The sequence below is a fragment of the Phycisphaeraceae bacterium genome (genome assembly GCA_019636795.1).
Taxonomy (GTDB): domain Bacteria; phylum Planctomycetota; class Phycisphaerae; order Phycisphaerales; family UBA1924; genus JAHBWW01.
Genome location: JAHBWW010000003.1, coordinates 134,421 through 148,487, shown reverse-complemented (window position 1 = coordinate 148,487; position 14,067 = coordinate 134,421). Strand labels below are relative to the sequence as shown.

At 61.5% G+C, this 14,067-nt stretch carries 12 protein-coding genes; 10 read left to right on the top strand and 2 right to left on the bottom strand.

Annotated elements, in window-relative coordinates; genetic code table 11:
• Positions 1–41 precede the first annotated feature (41 nt).
• Positions 42–1,829: a signal peptide peptidase SppA gene (sppA, locus tag KF757_06770; GenBank protein MBX3322677.1), complete on the top strand. Its 1,788-nt coding sequence runs from the start codon at positions 42–44 to the stop codon at positions 1,827–1,829.
• A gap of 103 nt (positions 1,830–1,932) precedes the next feature.
• Here the strand turns inward: sppA and frr are convergent, their stop codons facing one another.
• On the bottom strand, positions 1,933–2,508 hold the full coding sequence (gene frr / locus KF757_06765; GenBank protein MBX3322676.1) for a ribosome recycling factor: 576 nt from the start codon (positions 2,506–2,508) through the stop codon (positions 1,933–1,935).
• 68 nt (positions 2,509–2,576) lie between these two features.
• A complete protein-coding gene (pyrH, locus tag KF757_06760) occupies positions 2,577–3,353 on the bottom strand; it encodes a UMP kinase (GenBank protein ID MBX3322675.1) in 777 nt (258 codons plus the stop codon).
• 207 nt (positions 3,354–3,560) lie between these two features.
• On the opposite strand from pyrH, the gene KF757_06755 reads away from it, so the two are divergent.
• From KF757_06755 to metG, 9 genes are all read left to right on the top strand, one after another.
• The gene (locus KF757_06755; protein MBX3322674.1) at positions 3,561–4,529 is read left to right on the top strand and encodes a hypothetical protein; all 969 of its coding nucleotides are present in this window, start codon (positions 3,561–3,563) and stop codon (positions 4,527–4,529) included.
• Complete coding sequence (locus KF757_06750; protein ID MBX3322673.1) at positions 4,526–5,698, top strand: hypothetical protein; 1,173 nt, start codon at positions 4,526–4,528, stop codon at positions 5,696–5,698. Before KF757_06755 ends, KF757_06750 begins: the two co-directional genes overlap by 4 nt.
• 19 nt (positions 5,699–5,717) lie before the next feature.
• Positions 5,718–6,407 carry a MotA/TolQ/ExbB proton channel family protein gene (locus KF757_06745; GenBank protein MBX3322672.1) on the top strand — a complete coding sequence of 230 codons (690 nt, stop codon included), beginning with the start codon at positions 5,718–5,720 and terminating at the stop codon, positions 6,405–6,407.
• 1 nt (position 6,408) lies between these two features.
• Positions 6,409–6,837 carry a biopolymer transporter ExbD gene (locus KF757_06740; GenBank protein ID MBX3322671.1) on the top strand — a complete coding sequence of 143 codons (429 nt, stop codon included), beginning with the start codon at positions 6,409–6,411 and terminating at the stop codon, positions 6,835–6,837.
• The gene (locus KF757_06735; GenBank protein MBX3322670.1) at positions 6,834–7,259 is read left to right on the top strand and encodes a biopolymer transporter ExbD; all 426 of its coding nucleotides are present in this window, start codon (positions 6,834–6,836) and stop codon (positions 7,257–7,259) included. Before KF757_06740 ends, KF757_06735 begins: the two co-directional genes overlap by 4 nt.
• Complete coding sequence (locus KF757_06730) at positions 7,234–9,915, top strand: hypothetical protein (GenBank protein ID MBX3322669.1); 2,682 nt, start codon at positions 7,234–7,236, stop codon at positions 9,913–9,915. The genes KF757_06735 and KF757_06730 overlap by 26 nt, the downstream gene beginning before the upstream one ends.
• Positions 9,912–12,581, top strand: a complete 2,670-nt coding sequence (locus KF757_06725; protein MBX3322668.1) for a hypothetical protein — start codon at positions 9,912–9,914, stop codon at positions 12,579–12,581. The genes KF757_06730 and KF757_06725 overlap by 4 nt, the downstream gene beginning before the upstream one ends.
• 20 nt (positions 12,582–12,601) lie before the next feature.
• Positions 12,602–13,549 carry a hypothetical protein gene (locus tag KF757_06720; GenBank protein MBX3322667.1) on the top strand — a complete coding sequence of 316 codons (948 nt, stop codon included), beginning with the start codon at positions 12,602–12,604 and terminating at the stop codon, positions 13,547–13,549.
• Between the two features lie 124 nt (positions 13,550–13,673).
• A complete protein-coding gene (metG, locus tag KF757_06715; GenBank protein ID MBX3322666.1) occupies positions 13,674–14,054 on the top strand; it encodes a methionine--tRNA ligase subunit beta in 381 nt (126 codons plus the stop codon).
• The last annotated feature ends 13 nt before the right edge of the window (positions 14,055–14,067 follow it).

Sequence of the window (14,067 nt, the reverse complement as noted above, 5' to 3'; positions counted from 1 at the left end):
CCTAACCTTTGTTCGTATTTTCCTAATCTACGGAGTGAGGCATGAGTTTGATCACACGTTCGCTTGCTTGTGTTGCGGGCCTGGTTTCGCAAGTCGCAGTGTCCGGAGCAGCCGCCCAGCCCGTCGGGCTTGCATGGCTTGAACTCTCGGGCACACCCACCCAGCAGCCCGGCCCATTCGCCTGGCTCGGGGGTTCCGAAGGTGACACCCTCCGAAGCCTCGTCGAACGAATCGACGAAGTGGCCTACCACGACGACATCGAAGGCCTCGTTATTCGCCTCAAGGATGCCGCGCTCGATGTCACGCACATCGAGGAACTCGGTCAGGCGATGCTTCGTATCCGCGAAGCAGGCAAGAAAATCCATGTCTTCGCCGAGAACTACGCCAACCCCGAACTCCTGCTCGGTAGTTTCGCCGATTCCATCCTCATCCAGTCAGGCGGCAATGTCTCGCTTTCGGGCCTGCATATGGAAGAGATGTACCTGCGCGATACGTTTACTTGGATCGGCATGAACCCCGACTACGTGCAGATCGGCGACTACAAGGGCGCCGACGAAATGATGATGAAGACCCAGCCCAGCCCCGCTTGGGAACAAAACATCTCGGGGCTACTCGACGCGATGTACGGCACCATGCGACAGATCATCATGGACGGCCGAAACATGGACGATCAGCAACTCGATCGCGCCATGTCCGATGGCTGGTGGGCCAACGAGGCCGAAGCCATCTCCCTCGGGCTCATCGACGCCGCAGTCGATCTCCCGACCATCTACGACCACCTCGAAACCATCTACGGCTCCGAAGTCGAGTTCACGCTCGATCTCAACGATGACACCTCTTCCTCATTCGATATGGCCAACCCATTCGCCTTCTTCTCAATCCTCTCAAAGAAGCCATCACACACCGCAACCTCGCCCACCATCGCCATCCTCCACATCGATGGCGCGATCGTGGATGGCGAGTCCTCCTCTGGCGGGTTCCTCGGCGGCTCAAGCGTCGGAAGTCGCACCATTCGTAACGCCATCGAAGACATTCTCGAACAGGACATGATCAAGGGCGTCGTCGTGCGCATCGATTCCCCCGGCGGCTCCGCCATCGCAAGCGAAGTTATCTGGCAGGGGCTTCAGCGCCTCGCCGAAGAAAAACCAGTTTGGGTCAGCGTCGGCTCAATGGCAGCTTCGGGCGGCTACTACATCGCCGTGGGTGGTCAACGCATTTACGCCAATCCATCGAGCATCGTCGGCTCGATCGGCGTCGTCGGAGGCAAGATCGCGATGGGAGGCCTCTACGACAAACTCCACATCAACGTCGTCGAACGCTCACGCGGGCCACGCAGCGAACTCCTCAGTTCCACCCGCCCATGGAGCGACGTTGAACGCGCACTCATCCGCGACCGCATGAAGCAGACCTACGACCAGTTCACCAGCCGCGTCTCCTCCGGCAGGCCCGGCATCGATCTCGGTCGCACAGCCGAAGGCCGCCTCTTCCTCGGCGAACAAGCCCTCGATCTCAACATGATCGATGCCATCGGCGGGCTCGATGACGCCATCCACGAACTCGCAGCCGATCTTGATCTCGACGATTTCGAAATCATGGACTTCCCCGGCCCCAAATCCATCACCGACCTCATCGACGAAATGCTCGGAGGGTTCGTCAAAGCGCCCGCAGGCCTCTCGACGCAGGCCACGCTGGCTCCCATCGCAGGCACGCTTCGCGAGCTTCTCGGCGAAAGGCGCTTCGAAGTCCTTCGCGATGCGATCAACGCAAACATGCAACTCCGCCGCGAACCCGTCCTGCTGACTTCGCCTCGCGTCCTGCTGTTCCGGTGAATCACTGCGTCATTCTTCTTCACAAACCAAAAGCCCGCGACACTCGTTCGCGGGCTTTTTCTATCCGGTCCTTCAGTCCAAGCCCACCGCCTGGCGAGCTCTTTCACACTTCCGTAATCTCGTTCGACTTCTTCGTCAGCATCTCATCGAGCTGCGTCTCATACTTCTTGAGCATGTCCTGAATCTCTTCCTTCAACGTGTCGATCTCGTCTTCCGAGAAGTGCTGCCCCGCCTGCTTCGAGAGCCCGTCCGCGTGCTTGTTCGCGTCGCGCCGCGCGTTGCGCATCACCACCTTCTGCTCCTCAGCCATCTTCTTGGCCTGCCCCACAAGCTGCTGGCGCCTTTCGCTCGTCAGCATCGGAATATTCAGCCGAATCTGCTTGGCCTCGACCTGCGGGTTCAGCCCAAGCCCCGATTGCTCAATCGCCGTTTTGATCGCCCCGAGCGACGTCGCGTCAAAAGGCTTGATCAGAATCTGCGAAGGCTCCGGAATGCTCAACGCCGCAATCGACTTCAAATCCGTCGCACTCCCGTAGTAGTCCACCTTGATGTACTCCACCAGCGCCGTCGAAGCACGCCCTGTCCGCAGCCCCTGAAACTCATGCTTGAGATAATCGATCGCCTTGAGCATCGACTCCTCGGCTTCCAGCAAAATCGTGTCAGGGTCTGTCGTCATCATGCATACCTCCGCAAAGTCGATCGCAAAATCCAAAACGCAAGCATCATAAGCCCACCCTGCTCCAAAGGTCAGGCATCCGCAGTCACAATCGTCCCGATCGGCTCGCCCTCAATCACACGCCTGATGTTCCGGGGCTTCTTGAAGTCAAACACCAGCAGCGGCAACTTCCGCTCCTGACACATCGCCAGCGCCGTCAGGTCCATCACCGCAAGACGCTTGGCCAGCGCTTCCGAAAACGTCAAGTGATCGTATCGTATCGCAGTACTGTCCTTGTTCGGGTCAGCCGTGTAGATTCCATCCACCTTCGTCGCCTTGAGCAGCACATCGCAATCCAGTTCGCTCGCCCGCAACGCCGCACATGTGTCGGTTGTAAAAAAGGGATTGCCCGTCCCCGCAGCCAGAATCACCACCCGGCCCTTCTCAAGATGACGGATCGCCCGACCACGAATAAATGGCTCCGCCAGTGCCTTGATCTCCAGGGCCGACTGCACCCGGCAATCAACCCCCATGCTCAACAGTTTTTCCTTGAGCGCAGCCGCATTCATCACCGTCCCAAGCATTCCCATGTAGTCTGCCGTCGCCTGATGAATATCACCCGACCGTGCGAGCGAAGCACCCCGAATGATGTTTCCCCCCCCGACCACAACCGCAACCTGCGCTCCCACAGCATGTGCGTCCCCGATCTCCTTGGCGATCAGCGTCAACTCGTCAGGATCAATCCCGAATTCCCCCGCCTTTGCAAAAGCCTCCCCGGAAATCTTCAGCAGCACCCGTCGAGGGGGCCGGCCCAGAATCGAGTGAAGGGTCGGCCGGGTGCTCGGGCTTGTCGATGGGGCAGTTGGCATTCGGGTCTCGCGCAGTGTGTGGGTTGAACCGGGCGATTGAACGGTCTCGGACCCCTCAGGTCAAGTCGATGCAACCCGTAAGAAGGGGATCTGTAGAACCAAGCGCAGCACTCACGCGAACCGTAAAGGGTGCATGGACAGCGCAAAATCGACCGATGCTGTTGAGAGCACACGCCCTGGGTGCAAGGATCTTCGCAAGGCACGACCATGATCGAATCACAGACAGCACCGATCAACAAAAGCCACAACCTGCTGTGGTGGGTGCAGCGGGCCTCCGTCGTCGGTGTTCTGGCAAGCGTTGCGGTCCATCTGGTTGCAGCGTTGCTCGCGCTCATTCTCAACGTCACCTACAAACCCGCCGACACCGGCGGCGATGGGTCTTCCATCGTCGACTTCGCAATCTTGACCGAAGCCGAACTCGCACAGCTGGCCGACAGCACTGTGCAACTCTCCTCCACACACGCCCCAGATCTGGCTCCACCAAGCCTCACCGAAATCGAAATTTCCGCCGAGATGACCGGCGGCGAGATCGACGCCCTCACCACCGAACTCGTTGATATCGACATCGCAGCCGGAGGCGGCGACCTCTCTTCAGGATCCCTCGATGCCGCAGCCGGAGGTGGAGGGCTCAGCGGCGACGGTGCCAGTTTCTTCGGCCTCGAAGCCAAGGGTTCCCGCTTCGCTTACATCGTCGACATCTCCGGCTCCATGGCCTCAGAGAACCGCATGGGGCGCACCAAGGTCGAACTCGCACGCTCTGCAACCGAACTGGCCGAAACCTCCGAAATCATTATCATCCTCTTTTCCAGTCAGTCCACGCCGTTGATGGGCGAACTCGCTTGGCGCCGCGCAGACAAGTCGAACAAATTGCTGCTCCGCCGGCGCATCGAGCAAATCGAGCCCTCGGGCGGAACCGAGCCACTCGAAGCATTCCGCATGGCCCTGAGCATGAAGCCAACCCCCGACGCAATCTACTTCATGACCGATGGCGAGTTCGCAGCCGAAATTCCCGGCGAGGTGCGATCGCTCAATCGACGATCACGGGTTCCGATTCACTCGATCATGTTCGGCAACATCGGCAATGCCCAGGCCCGCGCACGCGTCGAAGCCATGATGCGCGAAATTTCCCGCGACAGCGGCGGCGGACGCTTCAGGCACGTCGGAGACGGACCGTGATGCGATGGACAATCGCCCTCGTCCTTGGTCTGGTCGGCGCAGCCGCATGCGCAGATGAACTCGAACTTCGCGCAGGTCGCACCCCGCCGCAAGGCAAGATCTACGCCGTCAGTCTCGCAGGTGTCATCGTCGAAGATCCATTCGGCGTACAACGCACAATCCGCTGGGACTCTGTTCGACGAATCACCGGCGATAAGGCCCAAGACGCCCTTGTGTACGAACCTATCGCCGTCGACTCCTGGCGAGCACGCTCCCGCCTCGAACGCGGCGACGCCGTCACCGCCGAGCCGCTGTTCGAACAACTCTTCGATCGTTACGAAGGATCGCAGAGCGAAATGGCGTCGATGGTCGCCGAGGGTCTTCTGCGCTGTCGCCTGCGCCGCAGTGCTCACACCGCCGCCGTGACGCCCTGGCTCGCGTACCTCACCAGTGAAGGCAACGGGCCGTACCGGTCGCTCATCGTCGGTGTCCTCCGCCCTGCGGTTGATCCCGAAACCGGGCTTGTTCCGTCACTCGCCCCAGTCTGGCTCGCAACCCCAGCGGTCGAAGCCTTTGCAAACGCCGATGAAATCGTGGCATGGTCCGCGACCGATGCCTCACCCCCACGCCGTGCCGAAATCCTCGGCCGTCTCTACCGCCATGCAGCCCAGTTCGAAGTCGGACTCGTTGAGGGCACGCCCGAACTCGACCTCGACAGCCGCGAACAGCGCGATCCAGGCATCCAACTTGCCCTCTCAATCATCCTCGCAAGATGCGGCGACACGCAGCAACGCGCCGATGCCCGCGCCACCTTGCTCGACATCATGAATGCCGAGGCTCGTGTTCCAGTCGCCCGCCAGCGAATGTGGATCGAAGCATGGTGCCGCCTCGGCATCGGGCGCTCGCTCCTCATGGAAACCGACCGCGAAACCAGACTCTCGGGCATCGTCGAACTTCTCCACCTCCCCGCGCGATTCGGCGAGAGCCTCCCTTATCTCGCCGGACTCGCCTTGGCCGAGTGCGCCGTCGCGCTCGATCAGCACGCCGACCCACGAAGCCTCAATGCCCTCCTGTCAGAGATCCGCAATCAATATGCTTCTCACGCCGCAACCCAATGGGCTCCGTTGCAGCAACTGCTCATGCAGCACACCCGAGCCCTCCCGCTCCCACTCCGCGAAGAAACGAGGTGACATGCATTTGCTACACGCCATGTTCGCAACCGTACCCGCCGCAGGCACCAGCAGATCGCTGCTCACCTACATCGCTCAAGGGCGGGAGATCGGCCTCATCATCATCGTCCTCTCTTTCGTCGCCGTTGTTCTGATCGTGGCACAACTCGTGCGCCTCCGACGCTCCGCCCTCGCGCCCGAAGAATCCATCGCAATCCTCGACAAACACCTCCGCGCAGGCCAGATCGAAGCCGCCATCTCATACTGCGACTCGCCCGACAACGACTCCTTCCTCACACGCGTCATGGGTGCAGCCCTCCTCCGCTGCAGCCGAAGCCCGTTCGGATTTCTCGAACTCAAGTCCGCGATCGAAGAAGTCGGCCAACTCCAGGTCGCACGCCTCTACCGCCTGACCGATGGTGTCAACCTCATCGCCGCCATCGCCCCCATGCTCGGCCTCCTCGGCACAGTCGTAGGCATGGTCGGCGCCTTCGATGCCATCCGCGTAGCCGAAGGTCCCGTCCGCCCCGATGCACTCGCCGGCAACATTTCTCAAGCCCTCATCACCACCGTGCTCGGCCTGATCGTCGCAATCCCCTGCACCGCCGCGTACACCTACCTCCGCAACCGCATCGATAACCTCACCGACGAAGTCGGCCAAACCATCGAGGATCTCGCAGCACACCTCGAGTCCACGAGCACTCAACCCTCGCGCGGCCCCGGAGCCTGACATGCGGTTCTCGACTGTCGATCGCACAAAATTCCGCACCTTCGACCTCACGCCGATGATCGACGTCGTGTTGCAACTCATCATCTTCTTCATGTTCACATCCCAACTCGGCCGAATCACACAGACCGAAGTCGATCTCCCCCTCGAACCCGGTGAGAAACAAATCACGCAGGCTCCGCCATCCTTCGTCCTCGACCTCCTCGAAGACGGCGAGCTCATTCTCGAAGGACGCCCCATCAGTCTTGCACAGTTCTCCCGCCTCGTCGATCTCGAAATCTCCCGCGCCGGCGGGCCAGAACACGTCACCATCCTCATCCGCCCCGACCGCCTCGCACCCGCAAAACACCTGAGCGATCTCGCCCTGCGCCTGCGCGAGCAAGGCGTCGGCAAATGGCAGATCGGCACCACCGACCCGCTCGGAGCGCGATGATGCAACTCACCGACAAAGCACATCGCCAGCGCTCCACCCTCACGCTGCCAATGACCAGCATGATCGATGTCGTCTTCCTCCTGCTCATCTTCTTCCTCGTCACCGCAAACTTCTCCGAACGCGAAGATCGTGTCACCTCCACCATCCAGTCCGAACGCGCAGGAGCAAGTGCCTCGCAACTCCAGCCTCAAATCGTCTCGGTCGAACTCATCAGCGGCCGCGTCGGATTCCGCATCGGCGAACGCGTCGTCTTCACCAACATCGCCCTTCGCGCGATTCTCGAACAACTCCCCAAAGACGCCGGAATCGCCGTAAAAGTCGATGATCACGTCCCCATCCAGGCCGCCGCGACCGCCCTTCAAGCCGCACACGACGCCGGTTTCACCAAGAGGTCCTATGTTCCATCGCGCAGCGACAACTAGCCTCATCTTCGCGCTCGCCTTCTCCTCGGCCCGCGCTCAGGATCTCGTTGACCCCGAGACTCCCGATGCAATCGTCGAACGCTATCTCCAACTCCACGCCCTCGACGAACTCCGTGCCGTACAACTCCGTCAACGCCTCGCCCGTGGCGGCACCGCAGCCGAACGCCTCGCCATCGCCGAGCGCCTCGGCGATATCTACGCCGCACTCCTCGAACAACCCATCTCCCCCGCCGAACGACGCGACATCGAACGCCAAAGCAAAGAACTCCTCGATTCCATCCCAGGCCTCGATTCTTTCGCCCTGCGCATCCGCCTCGCAAAGGCCCAATACCTCCAGGCCGAACGCATCGCCGAACGCTGGCGGCTCCGCCTCACCACCGACGAAGACGCCACCGAAGCACGCCGAACCTTGCAGGAAGTTCAGCGCACCTTCAGCCTCATCGGTTCGCAGGCAGCCTCGCGCATCACCCAACTGACCAACCAGGAACGACGCGCCGACGAACCCGAGCGAACCAACATCCGCGCCCAGATCAACGCCGCTCAGGCCGACCGTTCCTCCGCTATGTATTACGCCGGCTGGGCCGGATACTGGTTCGCGCTCATGGCCAACGACAAGGGCGCTGCCAGGCGCGCCGCGCACGACCTCGGCACTCTCCTCGGCGCCGATGGCAAAATGCCCGAAATCATCCTGCTCGACACCGCGCTTCTCTCATACGAGCATGTCGCTCGCGCCGCAATGGCCATCGCAATGTCCCATAGTGTCGAAGGTAGCGATTCCACAGCTCTGCTCTGGTTCAAGAGACTCGCTGCAGCCCCCGATCTCCACGAATCCGTTCGCGACCAACTCTTTTCCCGCGAATCTTGGGCGATCGCACAGGCCAAACGATGGGAAGAACTCCACAGCCTCATCGACTCCCGTCGCAAGACCACCGCAGGACGCCTCACCGTTCTCGAGGCTCGTCTTGTCGCCATCATTGCGATGGAAGGATCCGCGTCCACATCACAACACGACACAGAATTCCAGTCCCAGATCGCCGCCGACGCCATCGCCGATCTCATCGCGCAAGGCGAAATTGCACACGTTCTCGATCTTCTGCGCCGCTATGGCACGCTTCCCGTTGTCGGCGACGGATTCATCGTTCGCTACGCCCGTGGCCTGCTCGCTTACGACCTCGCCCGGCGCGCTCATCGAGAATCGGCCGAAGATGACAATCAGCCCACACGCCGCGCAGACGTCGCTGCAAAATACAAAGAAGCAAACGATCTCCTCGCTCCCGCTTTCGATGCCGCCGATGCTTCACGCTTTGCCAGCGAACGCGCACGCTGCGCACTGACCGTCGGCCTCACTCACTACTACCGCGCACGATACTCCGATGCCGCACAGTGGTGCGAGCAGGCTGCCGCGCTCTCTCCCGACCCGAAGCAACGTGAAGAATCACTGTGGCTCGCGCTCGTTGCCCTCGATCGCGCCGTCGCCGAAAGCGCAAGCGAAGAAGCACGCCAATGGGCTTCACGTCTGACCGTCGTCTACATGCGAGAGTTCCCACAGACAGAGCGCGCCGCAATCCTCCTGCTCCGAAGCGAAAACCTCGACGACATCGAAGGCCCAAAAGCCATAGAAGTCCTTTCCGCCGTCCCAACCTCATCGCCGTTGTACGATTCCGCTCGACGACACCTCGGCCGCCTGCTCTATCGTGAGTATCGCCGCGCCACGCCCGACCGCCGTGATGCCGAAGCCGCCCGCTTCCTCGCCGTAGCCGAAGAACTCCTCGAACTCGACGCTGCAATCGTTGTTTCGGGCTCACGCGAGCAGGCCACCGAAGCATCACAAGCCGTCATCGTCCGCGTACGCCAGATACTCGATGTCGTCCTCTCCAGCCACGCGCCAGAACTCACTCGTGCCGATCGTGCGCTCGAACTCCTCGAACGTGTCGCCAACCAGATGGGTCTGGGCCTCGGCGAGTTCGATTCCGAACTCGCGTATCGCCGCCTTCAGATCGCATTGTTTCGCTCCGATGAGCCACAAATCGAAGAGCAACTCAGCCGCCTCGCACGCACCGCTGGCCGTTTCGCCCGCGCCGCCGACCGGCTGCTCTATCGACACTACCTCGATCGTTGGTCAAGGCCCGATGCCGGCCAACTCGAAGCCCGAAACCTCGTCCGTTTCGGCGGGCGCATCCTCGCAACCCCCGACGACGATTCCGATCGCCTCAACGCTGACACTCTCCTCAGCGTCGCCGATCGCGTCAGTGAGGCCGCCGAAGCACTCTGGACCGATCACGACGATCTCGCCATGCGCGCCCTAGCGCTGCGCATCGCGCAGCAGTGGTTCGAACGCGGCAAATGGACCGAAAGCACACTCCGTCGCGTCGCACGCCTGGCCGAACTGGAAGGCGACAAAACCACTGCTTTCGAAGCCTGGAATACCCTCTCCGCTGCCTATCGCACCGGCGAAGAATCCTGGTTCGAAGCACGCTACAACGCCATGCGACTGCTCGTCGAACTCGATCCCGAATCCGCTCGCACAGTCGTCTCGCAGCATGTCGTCCTCTTTCCAAGCCTCGGCCCTCCGCCGTGGGACGAAAAATTCCGCGCCCTTTCCGCTCGCCTCGAACTCCTCCCTCGCATCACCATCCCCGGAGGTTCGCAACCTTGACCCACGACGACGCACGAGATCCGGTCTCGCGTTTCCTGGGCCACGAAGCAGCCGGTCGAGGTCCCGCGCGCCTGCTCGGTCTCAATGAGGCTCGCTTCACCGATGCCGACGTTCTCGTTGCACGCGACCGGTGCCTCACACTCATCGATCGTCACTCGCAGGCCGGTTCCGCCGCTGCCGACGAAGTCCGTCTTGCTGTTCACGCCGCCACCGCACAACTCCTCAATCCCGCTGTACGCGCGCATCTCGCGACCGCCCGCACTGCAGATGCACGCCGCGCCGCTTTGCTCGCGTTCGAGCACGACATGGTCCTCACGCTTGGCATGTTCGGCGGCTGGAGCCGACAATGTCTCCCTCGCCTCCTCGCACTCGCCCACGCGCGAGGCCTCACATCCTCCGATGTCGCCGTCGCGCTCTCGCACCTTTCACGCAAGCGACGCGCCATCGCTCCCCCAACCGGTGTACTTGCTCCAGGCGTCGGAGAACTCGAAGGCATCACCGGTCGATCATCAGGTGGAGGCTGGGTCATCGCTGCCGTGGCCATCACGAGCGTCCTGGTCGCAAGTCTCGTCGTACGCGAAGCGATGGACAACACGTCCTACACCTCAGACTCAACAACTGCCCCGCTCCCCATTGGCGAACTGTCTACGCCTCTCCCATCACCACGCACTGGAGCTGCATCGGCATCACTGCCTGCCGAAAGTGCTCAGCCACTTCTCGGCCCGCGCGAAATCATCACAGCCTTCGACCGCGCCAAATCCATGGCCGTAACCGATGCCCACGGCTCGCGCGCCCTGGCCGCGCGGGCCATTCACGCCGCAGCTGCGCACTGGCTCGATCTCAGCACCGATGAACGCATTCGCATCAGTGATGCCGTTGTCGAACTTATGTATCGTCACGGAGCAAACACTGCAGGCCATGCCACGCTCCTCGCTCCTCTGGAAGACGCGATCGAGCCCCTTCGATCCGCTGGTCCACTCTCAGCAGACAACGTCTCTTCAGCCGCGTGGTCCCTTGGCATGCTCAACCGCATTCGCCGCGAGCGAGACCTTTCCTCGCAACTTCTCGGCCGCGTCGACCGCGCACTCAGCACCGCACTTCGCGATGTTGTCCCCACGCAATCAACTTTCGATGAGGGTGTTCTTGCTGCACTCACATCAATGATCGAACCGCTCGCATCGAGTCAGTCATCTTCTTCTTCCGTCTGGAACGCATGGGTTCGATCGCTCGAACAGGTCACACGCTCCGATGTGCAGCGACGGGCACACATGCTCATGCACGCAACCGACCGCGTCGTCATGCGCAGCTCTGATCCACAGCAGCGACGTTCCTACGAAGCCATTCGCCAACTCATGCGCGTCATGCCATGGAATGAGTCGCCCGACGCAAAGCGATGGGTCGTTCGACAGTTCGACAACCGCGATGTGTACAACGCCGCTCTCAGTGCCATCACCGCAGCCATCGTCGCTGACTCACGCGCCGAAAACGTCGATCCGACCATGGTACTCGCTGCAAACGCCAGCGATCTCATCCGCCGTGACCTGCGCGATCGCTACGCCGCCGCATGGAGTCTCGATCGTCCCGGCGAAGATCGCACGCTCCTTGATTCGATTCTCGCTGCACGCACCCAGATCGACCAGGCAGCCACTTCCGCAAAATCATCCACCGACACCTTCGTCGCCGCGGTCCGCTACGCCCGACTCAACGCCGCCGCTGCTGCGCAGTGGCAGGGCAACTCCCTCGAAGCCAAGGCATGGCTCGATTCCTCATCCACCCTCTCTATCACGCAGATGCAGTCCAATCGTTCGCCTGTCGTGCTCGACGAATCCACCACATGGGCCGTCCGGTATCTCGCCGCCGGTACGCACATCGAACAGCGCATCGAGCTCTTGCGTCAGTTGCGGGGGGCCAGTCGTGGATCCATCGGATCCGTCGATGCCGAAGTCCTCGTCAAGGAAGCAGTCCGTGGTAATGTACGCTCCATCCGCGACACCGCACGCGAAGTTGTTCTCACCTTTGGCGCTTCGCCCGCCATCATCAACGCACTTCTCGAAGAGGCCCCACGCCTCGCTCCCACCCGCGCCACCAACGACCTCGTGACCGCACTGACCTACTCCCCATTGCCAGACCCAAACAGCCCCACCTGGCGCCCAACAGTCCGCCGCGTCCTTGTCGAACGACTCATCGAACTCACTGTCGGCCAAAGTCCCATAGCCATCCTCGACGATCTCGCACTCCTCCTCGAAGAAGCGTACCAGCACCAAAGCCCCACCCGAACCACCAGTTCCGGAGACCAGATCAAAGTCTCCGCGTCCCAGTCCGCGCGAGCGCTGCGCGAGCGCTGGGTGAGGCTCGCAGAACGGTCGATTCCCCCCCTCACCCTCACCAACTCCCTCGAAACCATCGAACGCACACGCATGGGTCGCCTGACCCTCGTCCGCGGACCGGTGCAGGAGTTCCACGTGGAACAGTTGGCCCTGATCGGGACGATGGCGTATGTGATTGCGTGTGAGAGGCCTGGAGCGCTGGGTGCGATTGAAAGTGTTTTGAGAGAGTTCGAGTCTGTGCGCAGAAGTTCGACTCACATCGTCGAGCAGATCGCTGCAGGTGAGCGCACAATTGCAGCGTTGTGGCAGATCAGGTATGGCGCAGGAGATGGCGGATGAAGTGGTGTGTGGGGTGTTTGATGCTGTTGGCGGTTGCCTGCGCCTGGGGGCAGGATGTGGTGGTGTCTGGGCTGGAGGAGCGTGTGCCGGGTGTTCTGAGGAGTCTGGAAGCGCTCGATCCTACCAGTCCGATGGGGTATATCGAACTTGGTGAAGAGATCGCGTCGGAGGCACGGAGCGAGGCGGAGTATCGGTTGGCGCAGCGGCTGTATGTGCTTGGTGCGGCGCTGTCGCGTAGCGTGCAGGGGCGCGACACACTTGCAGCCAGTGCCTGCGTGGCGCTGGCAGACATCACACGATCTGAGACGGATCGGCGTTCGCTGTGGGCGCTTGCGGGATCTCTCGATGAGCGGTACGCGATGCGTGACTGGAGTCGCACTGTGGATCCGCAGGTTTCGGATGATGTGGCGTATGCGGCTGCGGCAGCGATCGGCAATGTGCGTTCCGGGCAGGGTCACCTTGCGCGAGAAGTGCTCAGGCGAGCCGATGTGCAATCTTTGATCCGGGCGTATGGCGCGATTCTTACGGGTTCTGCCAATCAGGATCCTTTGCCTGAACTGGAGCGTGAAGCCGCCAAGTGGCCATGTCCGGAGTGCAGAAATGAACGCGCGGTCACGCGGCGGGTATCGGGAACGGTGAGCACGGTGTTGTGCAATACATGCCTGGGGAATCCGGGGATGAAGTTTGCATCGCCGGAGCAGTTTGCGGCACAGTTGCGTTTCGAGGCGCGTGTGCTCAATGGCAAGCAGCGGTCGTGGGGGGCGCAGATCGAGATGGATCAAGGCACGCCATTCCGCGACATGGATCTTGCGACACTGGCAGCACGGTTCGGAGTGGATGTCACACAGACGCGGTACATCGGTGGCGCATGGCGAACCGAGGAAGAGGCGGTGAAGGTAGAGGCTGGTGTTGAGAGTGATGGGAATGGCGTCGAAATGGAGCCACCTGGCGAGAATGGCTCTGATTGAGCGCTGGGGGCCTGCGAATTTCTGGAGAGAACGAGCACGGTCGATCGTGGGTGTGAGGTCGGGCGAATCTCTTGTGGCGACAAGGTGCGCTAGACTGCGGGCGCAATCGCCAAGGAGCAACGCGATGACAGAAGTGCAGGCGGGGTTCAAACCCGAGATTTCGTATGATGATTTCGTGAAGGTGGATCTGCGGATTGCCAGGATCGTGGCTGCGGAGCCTCACCCAAACGCGGATCGACTTTTGAAGCTGCAACTGGATGATGGTTCAGGCACGGCGCGGCAGATCTGCGCGGGCATCAAGGGGCATTACGAGCCGGCGTCGCTGGTGGGGCGTCACATCGTGATCGTGGCGAATCTGGCGCCTCGGAAGATTCGTGGGGAGGAATCGCGCGGGATGCTGCTTGCAGCCAGCGATGTGCCGAAGGACGCAACTGAGGGTCAGGAGCGGCAGGTGATTCTGCTGTCGCCGATGAGCGACATCGCGCCGGGTTCGACGGTGTCGTGAGAGCGCGATCGAG